Annotated in this window: 15 protein-coding genes; 8 read left to right on the top strand and 7 right to left on the bottom strand. The window is 67.7% G+C overall.

Annotation, left to right across the window (positions count from 1 at the left end):
- Positions 1–145: 145 nt before the first annotated feature.
- The 4 genes from MMF98_RS20065 to MMF98_RS20050 all read right to left on the bottom strand — a co-directional run bounded on the left by MMF98_RS20065 (position 146) and on the right by MMF98_RS20050 (position 4,324).
- Positions 146–1,996, bottom strand: a complete 1,851-nt coding sequence (locus MMF98_RS20065) for a phosphoenolpyruvate carboxykinase (GTP) (RefSeq protein ID WP_243309004.1) — start codon at positions 1,994–1,996, stop codon at positions 146–148.
- Positions 1,997–2,489: 493 nt separating this feature from the next.
- Positions 2,490–2,630, bottom strand: coding sequence for a hypothetical protein (locus tag MMF98_RS20060; RefSeq protein WP_243309001.1), 141 nt, complete (start codon positions 2,628–2,630; stop codon positions 2,490–2,492).
- Positions 2,631–2,720: 90 nt separating this feature from the next.
- Complete coding sequence (locus MMF98_RS20055; protein WP_243308999.1) at positions 2,721–3,125, bottom strand: PaaI family thioesterase; 405 nt, start codon at positions 3,123–3,125, stop codon at positions 2,721–2,723.
- Positions 3,122–4,324, bottom strand: a complete 1,203-nt coding sequence (locus tag MMF98_RS20050; RefSeq protein ID WP_243308998.1) for a threonine ammonia-lyase — start codon at positions 4,322–4,324, stop codon at positions 3,122–3,124. Before MMF98_RS20050 ends, MMF98_RS20055 begins: the two co-directional genes overlap by 4 nt.
- A 133-nt stretch (positions 4,325–4,457) precedes the next feature.
- Between MMF98_RS20050 and MMF98_RS20045 the strand changes: the two genes are divergently transcribed.
- On the top strand, positions 4,458–6,758 hold the full coding sequence (locus MMF98_RS20045) for an ATP-binding protein (protein WP_243308995.1): 2,301 nt from the start codon (positions 4,458–4,460) through the stop codon (positions 6,756–6,758).
- Positions 6,759–6,813: 55 nt separating this feature from the next.
- Here MMF98_RS20045 and tcuC read toward each other — a convergent pair whose 3' ends face one another.
- The 3 genes from tcuC to MMF98_RS20030 form a co-directional block, all read right to left on the bottom strand.
- Positions 6,814–8,118 carry an MFS transporter gene (gene tcuC / locus MMF98_RS20040; RefSeq protein ID WP_243308993.1) on the bottom strand — a complete coding sequence of 435 codons (1,305 nt, stop codon included), beginning with the start codon at positions 8,116–8,118 and terminating at the stop codon, positions 6,814–6,816.
- A gap of 95 nt (positions 8,119–8,213) precedes the next feature.
- The gene (locus MMF98_RS20035) at positions 8,214–9,827 is read right to left on the bottom strand and encodes an MFS transporter (protein ID WP_243308991.1); all 1,614 of its coding nucleotides are present in this window, start codon (positions 9,825–9,827) and stop codon (positions 8,214–8,216) included.
- Positions 9,828–9,938: 111 nt separating this feature from the next.
- Positions 9,939–10,838: a LysR family transcriptional regulator gene (locus tag MMF98_RS20030; RefSeq protein ID WP_243308989.1), complete on the bottom strand. Its 900-nt coding sequence runs from the start codon at positions 10,836–10,838 to the stop codon at positions 9,939–9,941.
- A gap of 416 nt (positions 10,839–11,254) precedes the next feature.
- On the opposite strand from MMF98_RS20030, the gene MMF98_RS20025 reads away from it, so the two are divergent.
- From MMF98_RS20025 to MMF98_RS19995, 7 genes are all read left to right on the top strand, one after another.
- Complete coding sequence (locus MMF98_RS20025; RefSeq protein ID WP_243308986.1) at positions 11,255–11,743, top strand: nuclear transport factor 2 family protein; 489 nt, start codon at positions 11,255–11,257, stop codon at positions 11,741–11,743.
- A gap of 19 nt (positions 11,744–11,762) precedes the next feature.
- Positions 11,763–12,206, top strand: coding sequence for a nuclear transport factor 2 family protein (locus MMF98_RS20020; protein ID WP_243308985.1), 444 nt, complete (start codon positions 11,763–11,765; stop codon positions 12,204–12,206).
- Between the two features lie 11 nt (positions 12,207–12,217).
- Complete coding sequence (locus MMF98_RS20015) at positions 12,218–13,900, top strand: thiamine pyrophosphate-binding protein (protein ID WP_243308982.1); 1,683 nt, start codon at positions 12,218–12,220, stop codon at positions 13,898–13,900.
- An 11-nt stretch (positions 13,901–13,911) separates the two neighbouring features.
- Complete coding sequence (locus MMF98_RS20010; protein ID WP_243308980.1) at positions 13,912–15,060, top strand: amidohydrolase family protein; 1,149 nt, start codon at positions 13,912–13,914, stop codon at positions 15,058–15,060.
- Between the two features lie 27 nt (positions 15,061–15,087).
- Positions 15,088–16,050: a Bug family tripartite tricarboxylate transporter substrate binding protein gene (locus MMF98_RS20005; protein WP_243308978.1), complete on the top strand. Its 963-nt coding sequence runs from the start codon at positions 15,088–15,090 to the stop codon at positions 16,048–16,050.
- Positions 16,051–16,063: 13 nt separating this feature from the next.
- Positions 16,064–16,954: an isocitrate lyase/PEP mutase family protein gene (locus MMF98_RS20000; RefSeq protein WP_243308976.1), complete on the top strand. Its 891-nt coding sequence runs from the start codon at positions 16,064–16,066 to the stop codon at positions 16,952–16,954.
- Between the two features lie 100 nt (positions 16,955–17,054).
- Positions 17,055–18,059 (top strand): porin, encoded by a 1,005-nt coding sequence (locus MMF98_RS19995; protein ID WP_243308974.1) that lies wholly within the window; start codon positions 17,055–17,057, stop codon positions 18,057–18,059.
- The last annotated feature ends 13 nt before the right edge of the window (positions 18,060–18,072 follow it).

Raw genomic sequence — 18,072 nt, 5'->3', positions numbered from 1 at the left:
CGATCCCGCGATTAGGCGCCGAGGCCGCGGCCGGGCGCATCCTGCAAATGGGGGAGAACAGGCGCCCCATAAAAAAACCGCCCCGGTTTGTGGCCGGGGCGGCTGGGTGGGTGCGGGCCGGTCGGGCCCGCAGCACCTTTTGGGGTCAGGCGGCCAGACGTTGTTCGATCCGGGCCTTTGTCTCTTCGAGTTCTTTCGGCAGGTGGTAAGCGAGTTGCTGGAACAGCTCTTCGTGCAGCTTCAGCTCGGCGGTCCAGGCCGCCTTGTCGATGCTGGTCACGGTCTTGAACTGCTCGGCCGTGAAGTTCAGGCCGGTCCAGTTGAGTTCTTCGTAGGCGGGGCTCACGCCGAAGACATGCTCATGGCCCTGGGCCGTGCCTTCGATGCGGTCGATCATCCACTTGAGCACGCGCATGTTCTCGCCGTAGCCGGGCCAGACGAACTTGCCGTCCTCGCCCTTGCGGAACCAGTTGGTGGTGTAGATCCTGGGCAGCTTCGCGCCGGCCTGGGCGAGCTGGTTGCCCAGGCTCAGCCAGTGCTGGAAGTAGTCGCTCATGTTGTAGCCGGTGAAGGGCAGCATGGCGAACGGATCGCGCCGCACCACGCCCTGCTGGCCGGCGGCCGCGGCGGTGGTCTCGCTGCCCATGGTGGCGGCCATGTAGACGCCTTCGACCCAGTTGCGCGCCTCGGTGACCAGCGGCACGGTGGTCGAGCGGCGGCCGCCGAAGATGAAGGCGTCGATCGCCACGCCCTTGGGGTCGTCCCAGGCTTCGTCGAGCGCCGGGTTGTTGAGGGCGGCCACGGTGAAGCGCGCGTTCGGGTGGGCGGCCTTGGCGCCGGTTTCCTTGGCGATCTGCGGCGTCCAGTCCTTGCCCTGCCAGTCGATCGCGTGCGCCGGGGCCTCGCCCATGCCTTCCCACCAGACGTCGCCGTCATCGGTCAGCGCCACGTTGGTGAAGATCACGTTCTTGTCCAGGCTGGCCATGCAGTTCGGGTTGGTCAGCTGGTTGGTGCCGGGGGCCACGCCGAAGTAGCCGGCTTCGGGGTTGATGGCGCGCAGCGTGCCGTCGGCCTGGGGCTTGATCCAGGCGATGTCGTCGCCGATGGTGGTGACCTTCCAGCCGTCGAAGCCCGCGGGCGGGATCAGCATCGCGAAGTTGGTCTTGCCGCAGGCACTGGGGAAGGCGGCGGCCACGTGGTACTTCTGGCCCTTGGGGTTGGTCACACCGAGGATCAGCATGTGCTCGGCCAGCCAGCCTTCGTCGCGGCCCATGTTCGAGGCGATGCGCAGCGCGAAGCACTTCTTGCCCAGCAGCGCGTTGCCGCCGTAGCCCGAGCCGTAGCTCCAGATCTCGCGCGTCTCGGGGTAGTGCACGATGTACTTGGTCTTGTTGCAGGGCCACTTCACGTCGGCCTGGCCGGCCGCCAGCGGCGCGCCCACGGTGTGCACGCAGGGCACGAACTCGCCGTCCACGCCCAGCACGTCGTACACCGCCTTGCCCATGCGCGTCATGATGCGCATGTTGACGGCCACGTAGGGGCTGTCGGACAGCTCGATGCCGATGTGCGCGATCGGCGAGCCCAGCGGCCCCATGGAGAACGGCACCACGTACATCGTGCGGCCGGCCATGCAGCCATCGAACAGCGGCTGCAGCGTGGCGCGCATCTCGGCCGGGGCCATCCAGTTGTTGGTCGGGCCGGCGTCTTCCTTCTTCGCGGAGCAGATGTAGGTGCGGTCTTCCACGCGCGCCACGTCGCTCGGGTCGGAGCAGGCGAGGTAGCTGTTGGGGCGCTTGGCTTCGTTGAGCTTCTTGAAGGTGCCGGCGTCGACCAGCTGCTGGCACAGGCGGTTGTATTCCTCTTCGCTGCCGTCGCACCACTCGATGGCCTCGGGCTTGCACAGCGCGGCCATGTCGGCCACCCAGGCGATCAGTTTCGCGTTCTTCACGTAGGCGGGGGCGTTGAGATTCAGGCCCTGCATCACGGGAGAGTTCATCGGTAAAGCTCCTAAGTTGAAAATCGTCTTTTCGAAAGAAGCTCGGGCGCAAATCGCTGAGAGCGGCCTTGAAAAAAACGGCTGGGCTGCTCAGTCGGCTCTCGGGGCTGCCGCTGGGGCAGCAAGGGGATGTGAAGCAGGTTTCACGGCCCGCGGGTCGGCTGGGATGTCAATTTTATGAAGCCCTGTTGCCAGTTACCTGTCAATTCCATGCAAAACATGCATAGGTTTATGCATGAAAATATGGTGTGCCCGAACCGGGCACAAGGGGCGGGCGCAAAGCCGTCTCGGGCGCCGGCGCGCCCATGGCGCGGGATCGGCGGGAGGCCGTCGGGAACGGGGATGGAGGGGCCGGGAAGGCTGTCCGGCGGCAGGGCGCCGGAGGGCGGGGCCGCCGCGGGCAACGCGAACGGCTGGCGCGCCAGGGCGGCGCGGCCGAAATGCTATGAATTGATGAGCAAGAAATCCCCGCGCGACGGGGACTTCAGGCCGCTCAGGCCATGCTGACGGCGATGAAGGCCAGCAGGAACATCAGCACGCCGCCGACGATGGGCAGCACCAGCGGGATGGACGGCATGATGGACTCGATCGGGTCTTGTTCGGCCGGCTTGTGGGAGGTGTCGGGAGCGGACATGGCGTTTCCTTGGGAATCTTGCGTAACTGGGGTCTTCCCCAATTTTACCCGCACGCCCCGGCTGCCGCGAGGCCAGGGCCGGGCGGCGGGCTACAGCAGCGCGTAGGTGGTGCTGGCGCGGCTCACGCTCTTGCCGTCGGCCGCGCCGCGGATGTCGATCTCGCCGAAGGCCAGCGTCTTGCCGGCGCGCAGGACGCGGGCCTCGACCAGCGCGTCCTGGTTCGACAGCGGCTTGAGGAAGCTGCTGCTGAGCTGCACCGTGGTGCAGGGGCGGAACTCGCCGAAGTGGCGGATCAACGCCAGCACCATGGCCGTGTCGGCAGCCGCCATCATGGCCTGGCCGCACAGCATGCCGCCCACGCGCGACAGCTGGTCGCTCTGCGGCAGCCGTAGCGTCACGCCGTCGGCGCCCAGCGGCTCGACCCGCAGCGCGAGCGCCTGGACCCAGGGCGCAAAGTATTCGGACAGTGCCGCTTGAAGCTTGTCGGTGTTCATTTCTGTTCCTCTGCCGGAAAACCTGCCGCATGCAGGGCCTCGAGCACCAGCGCGATGTGGGCGCGGCCGCGCGTCTGCAGCACCAGCTCGATCTCCACATTCTGCGCCGCCAGCGTGGTGAAGGCGCGCTGGTGATGCACCTCGTCGATGTTGGCGCCGGCATCGGCCACGGTGGCCGTGATGCGCGCGAGCGACCCCGGCACGTCGCGCGTGCTCACGCGGATGCGCGCCAGCCGCCCGGCGCGCACCATGCCGCGCTCGATGATGGCGGCCAGCAGCAGCGGGTCGATGTTGCCGCCGCACAGCACCAGGCCGATCTTGCGGCCGTGAAAGCGCGCCGGGTCCTTGAGCAGCGCGGCCAGGCCGGCGGCGCCGGCGCCTTCCACCAGCGTCTTCTCGATTTCCAGCAGCATCACGATGGCCTGCTCGATGTCGCCCTCGTCCACCAGCACCAGGTCGTCCACGCGCTGCGCGATGATGGCCTGCGTGACCTGGCCCGGCGTGCCCACCGCGATGCCCTCGGCGATGGTGCTGCCGCCTTGCGGATGGTGCGTGCCCTTGATGGCGTTGACCATGGCCGGAAAGCGCGCGGTCTGCACGCCGATGACCTCGATGCGCGGGTTCAGCGACTTGGCCGCGGTGGCGATGCCCGCGATCAGGCCGCCGCCGCCCACCGCGATCACCAGCGTGTCGAGGTCCGGCACGGCCTGCAGCATCTCCAGCCCCACCGTGCCCTGGCCCGCGACGATGGCCTCGTCGTCATAGGGGTGCACGAAGGTGAGCTGCTGCGCCTGGGCGAGCTGCAGGGCGTGGCTGCGCGCCTCGTCCAGCGTGTCGCCGTGCAGCACCACCTCGGCGCCGAAGCCGCGCGTGCGCTCGATCTTCACGCCGGGGGTGAAGCGCGGCATCACGATCACGGCGCGCAGGCCCAGGCGCTGCGCGTGGTAGGCCACGCCCTGCGCGTGGTTGCCCGCGCTCATGGCCACCACGCCGCGCTGCTTCTCGGCATCGCTGAGCTGGGCCAGCTTGTTGCAGGCGCCGCGCTCCTTGAACGAGGCGGTGAACTGCAGGTTCTCGAATTTCAGGAACACCTGCGCGCCCACGATCTGCGATAGCGTGCGGGATTCCACGCAGGGCGTGTTGAGCACCTGTCCCTGCAGGCGGGCGGCGGCCTGGTTGATGTCGGCGAGCTGGATCATGGCTGGCATTGTGGGCCGTAAAGCCCCGCAAAGGTGGCGTAAATGTGGTGGTTTTCACACCATCAGCGTCTTCCATAAGCGGTAAGTCTGCGTTATCGTGGAATCAAAGCACGTCGTTGCCGGAGGCTCTTCAATGGCCAAGCGTTTACAGGACCTGCAGGTGCTCCCCTCTCCCGGGCTGAAAGACGCGCCGGTGCTGGACCTGATGTGCTCGCATTTTGTGCTGACGCTCGCGGCCAAGCAGGGCGGCAAGTTCAATGTGCGGCGCGACCTCAACGGCCTCCTGTCGCTGGCCGGGCGGCACCTGGTGTGGCCGGTGCCGGTGCTGGGCCGCATCCGCGAGTTCCTGCTGCGCCGCTGCAGCGGCAACGAGTTCTGGCGCGGCCACGAAAGCCTGGACACGCGCGAGTTCCTGGCGCGCCACGCCGTCTGGCGCGGTCCCTACGAGGAGGGCACGCTGTTCTTCTACCTCGACGAGTACGCCAAGGACCAGCCCAAGGACCTGCTGTCGGTGCTGGGCGTCACCGGCGACTGGCTGACGCAGGCGCTCAAGAAGCAGTCCACCCTGGTGGAGAAGAACATCGACGCGCTGTCCAGCCTGCTGCAGCTCAACAAGGCCGAGCGCGCGCTGCTGCTGTACGGCACGCTGGCGCGCTACCAGCGCGACCTGCGCTCGATCCTGGTGGAGTTCAAGGTCAACAACGCGCCCGAGGCCTACGCCGCCATCGCCGAGGTGGCCGGCGTCAAGGCCGCCGAGGTCGGCGAGGCGCTGCGCGCGGGCTCGCGGCTGGAGCGCATCGGCCTGGTCGAGAACCTGATCTCCGAGCACAACATCACCGACCTGGCCGATCTCATGAAGGTCAGCGAGAAGCTGCCGCCGGTGCTGATGCGCGAGTACCGCGACCAGAACGAGCTGATGGCGGTGTTCACCCGGCCCTCGGCCAAGAGCGCGCTGGCCCTGGGCGATTTCAGCTTCGTCGAGGACGACGCGCAGGTGCTGTGCGCGCTGCTGCGCAACGCCGTGGCGCGCAAGGAGCCCGGCGTCAACGTGCTGCTGTACGGCCCGCCCGGCACCGGCAAGACCGAGCTGGCCAAGGTGGTGGCGCAGGCCGCGGGGCTGGAGCTGTTCGAGGTCGAGTACGCCGACCGCGACGGCAACTCGCTCAGCGGGCGCGACCGCTACCGCTCGCTGCAGATCGCGCAGGTGTTCCTCAAGGGCAGCGCGCAGGCGGCGCTGTTGTTCGACGAGGTGGAGGACGTGTTCCCGCCGATCTCCAGCGAGGCGGCGCAGCTCATGGCGCGCGCCGAGCAGGTGGTGGCGCCCGGCAACGGCAGCGTGAGCGGCAAGGCCTGGGTCAACCAGATTCTCGAATCCAACGCCGTGCCCACGCTGTGGGTGACCAACCGCATCGAGCAGATCGACCCGGCCTTTCGCCGCCGCTTCGCCTACCACCTCGAGCTCAAGAGCCCGCCGCCGGGCGCGCGCGAAGGCCTGGTGCGCAAGACGCTCGAAGGCGTGGCCGTGTCCGAGGCCTTCGTCGCCAAGCTCACCGGGCGCAAGGGCCTGACGCCCGCGCAGATCCGCACCGCCGTGCGGTTTGCCGGGCTGGCGCAGTCCGACGGCGGCCACCTCGAAGGCCTGATCGAGCGCCAGCTCAGGAACGCCGACCTGGCCCTGGGCAACCGCGCCGGCGAGCTGCAGGGCCGGCGCAACGTGACCACCTACGACCTGGACATGCTCAACGTCGAGTCGCGCTTCGAGGTGCCGCGCATCGTGCAGGCCCTGAAGGCGCGCGGCCACGGCACGCTGTGCTTCTACGGCGCGCCCGGCACCGGCAAGACCGCGCTGGCCGAGCACATCGCGCGCGAGCTGGACCGGCCGCTGATCATCAAGCAGGCCAGCGACCTGATGAGCAAGTTCGTCGGCGAGACCGAGCAGAACATGGCCGCGATGTTCCAGGAGGCCGAGAGCGAGAAGGCCGTGCTGCTGCTGGACGAGGCCGACAGCTTCCTGCAGGACCGGCGCGGCGCGCAGCGCACCTACGAGGTGACCGAGGTCAACGAGATGCTGCAGGGCATGGAACGCTTCGCCGGCATCTTCGTCTGTACCACCAACCTGCTGGACCGCATCGACCAGGCCGCGCTCAGGCGCTTCACCTTCAAGATCCGGTTCAAGCCGCTGACCGCCGCGCAGCGCGAGAAGATGTTCGTCACCGAGGCGCTGGCCGGCGAGGGCGCGCGGCTGACGGGCGAGCTGCTGGCGCGCCTGGCCCGGCTCGATCAGCTGTGCCCCGGCGATTTCGCGGCCGTCAAGCGCCAGACCGACATCCTGGCGGTCGAGTTCGATGCCGACGAGTTCCTGGCCCAGCTCGAAGCCGAGCACCGCATCAAGCCCGAGGTGCGCGAGGCGCGCGGCATCGGGTTTTTGCAATGAAAAGTGCCAGAGGTCCTTGTCCCGTGGTCATTGTTAGCTATAAATTAAATAGCATTCACGCGAGCGCGCCAAGCGCCGGCGTGCGCCCCGCGCCGCGCCGGTAGAGCAGCAGCGTCGCGATCAGGCCGCAGGTGGCGGCGGCCGTCATCCACCAGCCCGGGGCGGCCTTGTCGCCGGTCCACTCGATCAGCCCGGTGGCGATGGCGGGCGTGAAGCCGCCGAAGATCGCGGTGGCCAGGCTGTAGGCCAGCGAGAAGCCCGCGGTGCGCACGTTCACTGGCATCACCTCGGTCAGCGCCACCACCATCGCGCCGTTGTAGCTCGCGTAGAGGAACGACAGCCACAGCTCCACCTCGAGCATGCGGCCGAAGTCGGGCGCGGCGACCAGCCACTTGAGCGCCGGGTAGGCCGTGAGCACGGTGAGCACGGTGAACACGACCAGCAGCGGCTTGCGGCCCACGCGGTCCGACAGCGCGCCCATGACGGGCAGCCAGAAGAAGTTGGAGACCGCCACGCACAGCGTCACCACCAGCGCGTCGGTGGTCGAGAGGTGCAGCACGTTCTTGCCGAAGGTCGGGGTGTAGACCGTGATCAGGTAGAACGAGACGGTGGTCATCGACACCAGCATCATCCCGGCAATCACCAGCCCCCAGTTGCTGACCATCGAGCGGAAGATCTCGCGCGCGTCGGGCCGGTGCTTGCGCGCCATGAATTCCTCGGTCTCCTGCAGCGAGCGGCGGATGATGAACAGCACCGGCACGATCAGGCAGCCGACGAAGAACGGGATGCGCCAGTAGAAGTCGGAAATCTCGGCGGGGCTGAAGGTCACGTTGAGCCAGTAGCCCAGCGCCGCCGCCACGATGATGGCGACCTGCTGGCTGGCCGACTGCCAGCTCACGTAGAAGCCCTTGTGCCCGGGCGTGGCCATCTCCGACAGGTAGACCGACACGCCGCCCAGCTCGACGCCGGCCGAGAAGCCCTGCAGCAGCCGCCCGATCAGCACCAAGAGCGGCGCCGCCAGGCCAATGGTGGCGTAGGACGGCACGCAGGCAATCAGCAGCGTGCCGACGGCCATCAGCGCGAGTGTCACGATCAGGCCCTTGCGGCGGCCCACGCGGTCGACGTAGGCGCCGAGGAAGATCGCGCCCAGCGGCCGCATCAGGAAGCCCGCGCCGAAGGTCATGAAGGTCAGCATCAGCGAGGCGAACTCGTTGCCCGCGGGGAAGAAAGCCTTGGAGATCTGCGTGGCATAGAAGCCGAACAGGAAGAAATCGAACATCTCCATGAAGTTGCCGCCGGTCACGCGCAGGACGGTGGCGAACTTGGACGAGGCCGGCTGGGTGGCGAGGGCGGGCTTCATGGCGGGGCCTCCGATGGCAGAGTTGTCATCGGACTGTAGGCTTGCGCGCTTTTAAGCAACCTGACCAGCCGGGCTGCTGAATCTAGGTAAAAACCCTAGGATGTTTGGCTCGTTTGATGCGGCTGCGTGAGCAGGATCCGCACGCGCGGCTTGCCGGGGCACATATGCAGCGCGTGCCGGCGGTCGCGCAGTGCCTTGTCATGCGCCACCGAGCGCTGCATGCGGCGCCGCATCTCGGTCCACGACACGTCCGAGAAGGCTTCCACGAAATGGGTGCTGTCGGCCGCATCGCGCAGCAGCTTCCAGCCGAGGGCGCCGGAGCGCAGCCGTGACTTGCGTGTCGCCTGCATCAGGCCGCAGAACTCGGCATGGTCCCGCGCGGCCACGCGGTATTCGATGGTGGTGAAGACGCGGCCGCTGGCCGCCGTGGCCACCGGGCCGCCGGCAACGGGCTGAAACGCATCGGGTGTGATGTCCTCCTCGAGCGACGCGCGGTCCGTCACGGCGATCAGCACGACCAGCGCCGCAGTCGCCACTGCGGCGCAAAGCAGGCTGGTGCGCAGGCCGGTGGTGTCGGCCAGCCGTCCCCACAGAAGCGCTCCGCCCGCGTTCCCGGCCATGAGGACCGTGTGGTAGCAGGAGACGCCCCGCGCCCGCACCCAGGACGGCAGGATGGACTGCAGTTCGGTGATGAACTGGTTGCTGGCCAGCATCCAGGCAGCGCCCGCGAGGGCCAGGGCAGGCGCGGCCTGCCATGGCTGAGGCGCGATAGCCACGATCGCCAGGGCCGCCGCATACCCCAGCACGGCAGCGGCCAGCAGCTGCTGGTCGCTGGCGCGCGCGCGCAGGCGGGGCAGCAGCCAGGTGACGGCGATCGCACCCGCTCCGATCACCGCGAACATGGCGGTGTAGGTGCCCGCTCCGCCCATCCACCGGCCTTTCACCACGGCTGGCAGCAGCGCCAGCAAGCCCACGGCCGCAAGGTAGAAAGCCAGCACTCGCAGCAGGATCATCTTCACCCTGTCGGTGTGGGCGGCGTACTGCAACCCGACCCGCAAGGCCGTGAAGAACGGCTCTCTGGGCAAGGCTTGCGCATCCAGGGCGCGCACGGGCTTCAGGCCGCGCAGACGCCACAGCGACACCGCGGTGAGCATCGCAATGGCGGCGTTGAGCGCGAAGACGGCACCCGCACCCGCAGCCCCGATCACGAGGCCGGCCACGATGGGCCCGACGATGCGCGCCCCATGCGATGCCACGCCGGTCAGCGCGAACGCTTTCGGCCATTCGGCCCGGTTGACGATGTCCGGCACGGTGGCCACGAAGGCCGGGCCTCGCATTGCCAGGGCCGCCCCGTTGGCGAACACCAGCGCCAGCAGGAGGTGCGGCTCCAGGTGGCCGGTGGAGGCGGCAGCGGCCAGCACCAGCGCGGCCGCGGCGGCCCACACCTGCGTCGCAATCAGGATGGCCCGCCTCTCGAACAGGTCGGCCAGCACGCCGCTGGGCATGCTGAGCATGAAGACCGGCAGGGTGGCGGCCGTCTGCACCAGGGCAATCATGGTGGCCGACGTGGTGAGCGAGGTCATCAGCCAGGCGGCGGCCATGTCATTCATCCACATGCAGACATTCGCCGCCGCCCAGGTCAGCCACAGCAGGCGGAACGCGGGTTGGCGCAGCGGGGTCAGCACGTCAGGAAGGGAGAGTGGCTTCATCGGTCGCGGAGAGTGCCACCGAGTTTGGCATGCTGCGCCCCCCGAGGGGCGTTCCTGAAGGCCCTCATAAGCAACATCGACGGCATTCATACAGCCGCCGCAGGACGCGCTTCAGGCCGGGAACAGTTCCAGCAGGCGGGCGCGCAGCCAGCCGTTGGCGACGTTCGCGTCGAACCGGCGGCTCCAGTAGAGCGACACATTGCATGAGACCGGCGTGATGGCCGTCGGCACCACCTGGCAGCCGTCCAGCGCGCCCAGTGCCTGCGAGCAACGCAACGCGACGATGCCCGCCAGCCCGCTCTCGCGCACGATGGACGGCACAGCGGCCTCCTGCGAGGTCGTCACACGCACGCGGCTTGCGGCGCCCAACTGCTCCAGCACCCGCAAGCCATGCGCGTGCGCTTTGCTCACCACGAACTCCAGCTTCAGCAAGGGTTCGACCGAACCCGGCGACGCCGCGAGCTCGTCCAGCACCGGATGGCCCGTGCGCACCACGAGGCCGTAGGTGTCTTCCAGCAGGAGGTGCGAATGGCAGCCAACCAACTGCGGCAGATACCCGATGGCGTAATGGATCGCCCCCTCGTGCAGGGCGCTCTCGATCTCGGCATCGGGGAACTGAAACGATGCCAGGGTGATGTTGGGCGTCGCGGTTTCCAGCGCCCGGGACAGGCGCGGCAGGAACGCGCGCTCGCCGACGTCGCTCAAGTGGAAGCGGAAGGTCTTGTGAGACAGGGCGGGGTCGAACTGTTCACTTTCCTCCACCGCGCGCTCCAGCGTGGCCAGCGCCATCTGCACTGCGACGGCCAGCCGATCCGCCTTCGGCGTCGGCTTGACCCCGCTGGGCACGCGCAGGAACAGCGGACTTTTGAGGATGACGCGAAGCTGCCCGATCCGATGGCTGACCGCGGACTGCGTCAGGCCCAGCGCATCGGCGGCACGGCTGACGCTTCGCAGCCGGTACACGGCATCGAACACCTTCAACAGGTTGAGATCGAGATCCCGGAGGTGCATAGGCGTGTGCTGGAAGGAGAGCCGGCCCGCCGCGCGTCGCCGCGGGCCGATGGTTGAGCAGTTGAATCATTCTAGGGACTGGTGCGCCACCGTTCGCGCGCATGCCTTGCATGGCCAATCCTTCGCACGGCCGCAAATCCGCCCGCACGCCAGTAATCTACTTGAAATCCGCCATCCCCATTCCAGGCGGACCTCCTGCCCAACGCTCGGAGCGGACGGCGCAAGCCCTTTACTGCGTGGCAGCCCCAGCCGCCGTGTGCGCGCCAAGGGCCTGCCACCGGCCGACATCCCGGCAAACGCCAGGCCGCCCCGGCAGAGCGTATGAACACGGCTCATATCGCATAGTCCCGGCGCGCGGTTGTGCGGCACCAGGGCGGCCTGGATACTGCGATGCACTGTCTTGCATCGAACACACCATGTCACTCGAACCCATCGACATCCTGAGCGCCAAAGCCGAACTTTCGGAGCTGATGTCGCGTGTCAACCGGCACTATGAGCTGCACGAATACACCGAGATGGTGGCGCTCTACACCGAAGACGCCCACTATGCCAACTGGCGCGGCGATGTTTGCGGGCGCGCCGCCATCCTGCAGCTGATGCGCGACCGTGAGCCCGATCGACTGGTCCGCCACGTCCTGAGCAACACCGTCATCGATCTGCTGAACCGGGACAGCGCCCAGGGCCTGTGCTACGTGACCGCCTACATCAACCACCACGGCCACCCGGTCACGCGCGCCGTTGCGCAGGTGGGCCCGCCCGCCTTCGCCGAATACCACTTTGCCTTCCGGCGCGTCGATGGCCGCTGGCTGATTTCACGCAAGCGGACCGTGGAGATTTTCTCCGGCCAGGTCCTGCAGCATGCAGAAGACGGCGGCCCGCTACACACCCTCTTCATCCAACCTTGAAACCACGAAAGCACCAAGAATGAGCCCGTCATACCTAGAAGCCAAGACCGAGATCGAGCAATTGATCTACCGCATGACGCGGTACTACGACTACCAGGACTACGCCAGCATGCTCGCGCTGTTTTCGCAGGACTGCCTGTACAAGAGCCCGTCCCGTGGCGAACTGCGCGGCAAGGACGCAGTCCTGGCCGGCATTTCCATGCGGCCGAAGGACCGCCTGGTGCGGCATCTGATCACCAACATCATCTTCGAGCTGCACGACGAGAACAACGCGTCCACCACCTGCTATCTCGTGGGGGCGATCAACGACGGCGGCCATCCGCTGCGGGGGCCGGTGCCTTCGATCGGCGCTCCTGCGATCGGCGAGTACCACATGAAGTTCAGGCGCGAGAACGGCGTCTGGATGATCGCCGAGAAGGTCACGGTGGAGGTGTTCTTCGGCCAGGTCCTGGCGGTGCGTTGAGGAGCCGGCCCATGTACGGCTTCGAACTGATCGCGAGCACGGTGGCCGAGCTGGGGTTCCGCCAGGTATTCGGGTTGATGGGCGCCGGCAATCTGCCCTGGCTCTGCCACGGCGTCGATCGCGCGCTCTTCGAGTATGTGTCGGTGCGCCACGAAGCGAGCGCCGTGAACGCCGCCGCGGGCTACGCCCGGGCCTCGGGCCGCGTCGGCCTGGCCACCACCACCCACGGCCCCGGCATCGGCAACGCATTCACCGCGCTGGCGGCAGCCGCACGGGACAACTCGCCGGTCGTGCTGCTGATCGGGATTCCGGCCTTGTCCAATCCGACGGCCCCGCAGCGCATGGACCATCGCAGCTTCGTGGAGCTCACGGGCGCCGCCTTTCACCAGGTCGAGCAGCCGGAAAAAATCGCGAGCACGCTCGTGCGGGCCACGAAGCTGGCCTACCAGACGCGCCAGCCCCAGGTGGTGGGCATCTACAACGACCATCAGGAAAAGGAACTCGCCAGCCATGACGCGCCCTGGGGCCCGGGTCTGCTGGACTTGCCGCGCGCTGCGCCCGCCCCAACGGACATCGCGCGCGCCGTGGACTTGCTGAGCCGGGCCCGCATGCCGGCCATCCTGGTCGGCCAGGGCGCGGTGCATTCGGAGGCGAAAGAGGCCATCCAGTCGCTGGGACAGCACCTGGGCGCGGCCTTCTGCCACAGCATGCTGGCCCAGAATTTCTTCGACCGCGACCAGCCGGACGTGGGCCTGGTCGGGGTCTGCTCCCATCCTCAGACGGACCTCTGGCTGCGCGACGCGGACTGCGTGCTGGTGTTCGGCGCCTCCTTGAACAACCTGCAGACGAAGCGGCAGAAGCTCTTCGAAGGCAAGCCGGTGATCCACGTGGACAGCCATCTGCTCAACACGCCCGATTTCCATCGCGTGGACGTCTCCGTGATCGGCGACGCGCGGCTGACCGCGCAGGCGCTGCTCGCCGAACTGTGCGCCCGGGACATCCCGGCAAGGCCGCCCGCCGCCGCCTTGAGCGCGCAGATCGCCAGCTTCTACCCGCACCGTGCCAGCGACGACGTGAGCGACAGCACCGGAATCGATCCACGCACGCTGTTCCAGCGCCTGCACCGCGATCTCCCTGAAGACAGGATGGTCGTCACTGACGGGGGGCGCTGCATCGAGACCCTGCACCATTTGCTGCCGGCGCGCGATGCGCGCAGCTACCTCTACACATCGGGGTTCGCCTCGATCGGCCTGGGGATCGGGGCGGCGCTCGGAGCGGGCTACGCGGCGCAGGACCGGCCGCTGGTGCTGGTGTGCGGCGATGGCGGCTTCCTGATGAACGCGCAGGAGCTCGATACGGTCACCCGCTACCACCGCCAGATGCTGGTCATCGTGATGAACGATGCGCAGTACGGCTCCGAGTCGCGCCACCTGAGCCACCTCCGCAGGGACGGCCACACCATGAGCATGGCCGCCGCGCAGTGGGAGTACCGCTCGTATGAGGCGCTTGCCCGCGCCGTTGGCGGCGCCGGCGAGACCCTGCGCACCAAGGAGGATCTCGACAACTTCCGGATCACGCCAGAAAAGCTGCGCGGCCTCTACCTCGTGGATGTGCGTACCAGGCCCGACTTCGACGTCTGGGTGGAATGGGCGCCCAAGAAACTCGGCCTCGCGGCCGCTCCCGCCTCCCACTGACAAGGTAATCCATGAAACAACGCTGCATTTCCGCCGATTCGCACATCGACATGTCCTGGCTGCCGCCGGAACTGTTCACCGAGAACGCTCCCGCGGCATTCCGCGACCGCATGCCGTTCCAGGAACCTACCGCCCAGGGCCCCCGCTGGACCACCCGTTCGGGCCTGCACCTGGGCTTCGCCTGCGCGCTCGGCGCAACGGGCCGGCCCTATGAGCCGGGCAAGATCCAGCGGGCGGACCGGATGGCTGAGCACGGCCTGTTTTCCGACGGGGCCAAGGGCATCCGGCGGATCTCGACCCCCGAACTGCGGGTCAGGGACCAGGCGCTGGACGGCGTCGACGGCGAGGTCCTGTACGGCATCCTGGGCATGTCGGACCGGCTGAAGGACGACGAGGCCTCGGTCGTGATGCTCAGGATCTACAACGACTGGCTGCGCACCTTCTGCGCCTATGCGCCCAGCCGGCTGCTCGGACTGGCGAACATTCCCTGCCACACGCCCGAGATGGCGCTGCAGGAAGCCATGCGCATCGCCGCTGCGGGAGGCTACCGCGGGCTGGACATGGCCGCGGCCGCGCCGACCGCGAAACCGTACTACCACCCCGACTGGAATCCGTTCTGGGCGTTCGCCAATGAAACGCGGATGCCGGTGCACTTCCACACCTTCGGGCCGGAGATGCCGGACATGACGGGCTGGGACGCCGTGACCAGGGAAGGTGCGCGCGGCGCGGCCTTTGCCTGCGGCCAGATCTTCCGCGCCGCGCGCGTGCTGACCGGGCTGGTGATGGGCGGGGTGCTGGAGCGCTTCCCGCAGGTGCGCATCGTGTTCGCCGAATCGGGCATCGGCTGGATTCCCTACATCCTCGACCGGCTCAACTGGAGCTACGACGAGGAGTTTCGCCACACCATCAAGCTGTCCCTGCGGCCGTCCGACTATTGGTACCGCCAGTGCCATGCGTCCTTTCAGACCGAGGAGTCGGCCATCCCCGTGCTCCAGCACGCCGGGTACGACAACATCCTCTGGGCATCGGACTTCCCGCATCCCGATGGCATCTGGCCGGACTCGCAGTCCTACATCCACAAGCTGTTCGACCACCTGCCCCAGGCCGAGCGCCACAAGATCATTTACGGCAACGCGGCGAGACTGTACGGATTGTCCTGAGCCGCCACCTCGAGGAAACAACACAACATGAAACGTAGACATTTCTGCGGCGCGGCCGCGGCCGCCGCCTTCGCTCCACTCACCAGCGAGGCGCAGGGCAACTCCGCGCGCATCGTGGTGGGTTTCGCGGCCGGTGGACAGGGCGATGTGCTGGCCCGGCGCTTGGCCGACCTCCTGCGGTCGACCGGCTATGCCGAGACGGCCATCGTCGAGAACCGGCCGGGCGCCGGCGGACTGGTGGCGCTGCAGTATGTGAAGGCCGCGCCTGCCGACGGCATGACCATGCTGCTGGGGCCTGCCTCGGTCATGACCATCCTGCCTCATGCCTTTGCGAAGCCGCTGTTCGATCCTTTCGGCGACTTCTCTGCCGCGGGCGCGATCAGCGACCTCGACTACGTGTTCACGGTGCATGCCGGGCTCCCCGCTGCGACCTTCGCCCAGTACCTGGAGCTGGCACGCAAGGACCCGGGCGTCGCGCGCTACGGCACCGGAGGCATCGGCTCGGGCCCGCACATCGTGGGCTACATGCTGGCACGCGCCACGAAGACCCAGATCGACCATGTTCCCTACCGCGGCGGGCCGGCCGCATTCCAGGACCTGATGGGCGCCCAGATCCCCGCCACCATCGGCGCGCTCAACGAAGCCGTGGTGCGCAACCACAAGGAAGGCCGCCTGCGCGCCCTGGCGACCTCGGGCCGCAAGCGCTCGGTCTTCCTGCCGGACGTGCCGACGTTCCTCGAGCTGGGCTACCCGGACCTGGTGATGACGGACATGAACGGCGTCTGGGTGCCTGCCAAGACACCCGCCGCCCAGACCGAACGGCTTGCCGGCGTGGTCCAGGAACTGGCCAGGGACAGCGCGTTTCTGTCGAAGTTCAGCATGGAGTCCCTGCCCCTCAACCCGGAGGCGTTCACGCGCCGCCTGAAGTCCGAGTACCACGCGATGCGCGCCCATGTGAAGGCGATTGGCTTCACCGCCGCCACCCCCTGAATCCGGAGAATCCATGAACGCCGTCACCCGTCTGCGGGAGCTGCTCGCACGCCCCGACACACACTTCATCCCCGCCTGCTATGACGCCCTGTCCACCCGGATGATCGCCCATGCGGGCTACCCGCTGGCGTTCCTCAGCGGCTACGGGGTGTCCGCCTCGCGCCTGGGCCTTCCCGACATCGGCTACAGCACCCAGACCGAGGTTGCAGCGCAGGTGCGCGACATCTGCGGCCCGTTGCCCGGCTTCCCGCTCATCGCGGACGCGGACACGGGTTATGGGAACGCCATGAACGCGCGGCGCACGGTCACCGAATTCGCCCGCGCCGGCGCCGCCGGGCTGCTGCTGGAAGACCAGATCACACCCAAGAGATGTGGCCACATCGGCCCGCGCGCCGTGGTTTCACGGCAGGAAGCCCGCATGAAGATCCGGGCCGCCGTCGATGCGCGCCGCGAGAGCGGCCTCGACATCGTGATCCTCGCGCGCACGGACGCCCGGCGCCTGCTGGGCTTCGAGGAGGCGCTCGCGCGCTGCCTGGACTTCCAGGCGGAGGGCGCCGACATCGTCTTCATGGAGGCGCTGCAGGACGTCGGCGAGATGCGCCGCTTCGTGCGCGCCATGGAGGTGGCGACCTGGGGCAACAACTCGCGGGGCCAGGAGAACCACATGGCCTACCTCAGCCGCGCCGAAGTGCGTGACATCGGCTTTCGGATCGTCACCGACCCGACCCTGCTGTTCAGCGTCGCCCATGCGATCGAACAGCACCTGGCGGCGCACCGCGCCGACGATGAAGCGGCCTACCCGCCCCAGGTCACCTTCGGGCAGATGAACACCATTCTCGATCTCGGCCGCCACACATCGGTCGAGGCGCGCTACGCGGCAGCCGAAGGCCCGGGCGCCGCATGAGCGGCACTCATAACCGATAGCCGGGATTTGCGATTGCGGCAGGGGCCACCGCGCCGCAGACTGGCGCCCGTCCATGACGCTACATAACGAGGAGACAGACATGAACAATTGGAAACTTGCGCCGCTCGCTCTCGCGGCCGTCTGCGGCTGCGCACAGGCGCAATCGTCCGTGACGATCTTCGGCCGCATCGACCTGAGCCTGCGCAAGACGGCAGGCAACTCGACCCAGTCCGGGCCGGGCGGCATGTCGACCAACGACGCCCTGCTGATGGTGCCCGCATCGCGCAACCGCTGGGGCATCCGGGTCGACGAGGATCTGGGCGGCGGATGGCGTGGCCACGTCTTCCTGGATGCGACCTTCAACGGGGATGACGGAACCGCTGCGCTCACCTACTTCGATGGACGCTCCACCGTCGGGATCTCCAATCCCGCCTATGGGCGCATCGACTTCGGCCGCATCGACCAGCCCGCGCTGTACATCACCCTGGATTTCGATCCATGGCAGGGCGACACCATGGGCCAGGCCGGCCCCTGGTCGTATCTGCGCGTCAACCCGACAGGAGCGCCGGCGCCGGCGGGACTGCCGGCCGCCCCCCAGGACTTCTACAGCTTCAAGTCCAGCAACAGCATCACCTATGCGTCGCCGGTGCTCGGCGGTTTTCAGGCGCGGGCCCAGTACGCCCTGTCCGAAACGCCCGGCACGGCGGACTCCAAAGGCGGCAGCCTCACCTACACCAGCGGCCCGTTCTACGCGGGCATTGCACACCAGCGCTGGAACGACCGCCACTACTCCACGCCCATCGGCGCCTGGTACAACTTCGGCTTCATCAAGCCCATGTTCTCCTATGTCAGCGGCAAGCGCCTGGGCAACAAGGAAAGCAACCTCCTGCTGGGCTTCACGGCGGTGCTGGGCGGGGGCGAGCTGCGCGGGCTGATCGAACGCTACACGTTGGCCAACGGGAGCCAGCATGATCGCAAGTGGTCGACCGGTTATTTCTACCCGCTGTCCAAGCGCACCACCTTGTATGGCAACTATGCCAACGTCCGTTTCAACGACAGTACCAAACGCACCGGCGTCGAGCTGGGAGTCCGGCACAGCTTCTGATGAATCGCCACCG

It is taken from the genome of Variovorax terrae, assembly GCF_022809125.1.
Lineage (GTDB): Bacteria > Pseudomonadota > Gammaproteobacteria > Burkholderiales > Burkholderiaceae_C > Variovorax_A > Variovorax_A terrae.
Note: the sequence above shows the minus strand (reverse complement) of the source record. Positions and strands in the feature narration are given on the sequence as shown.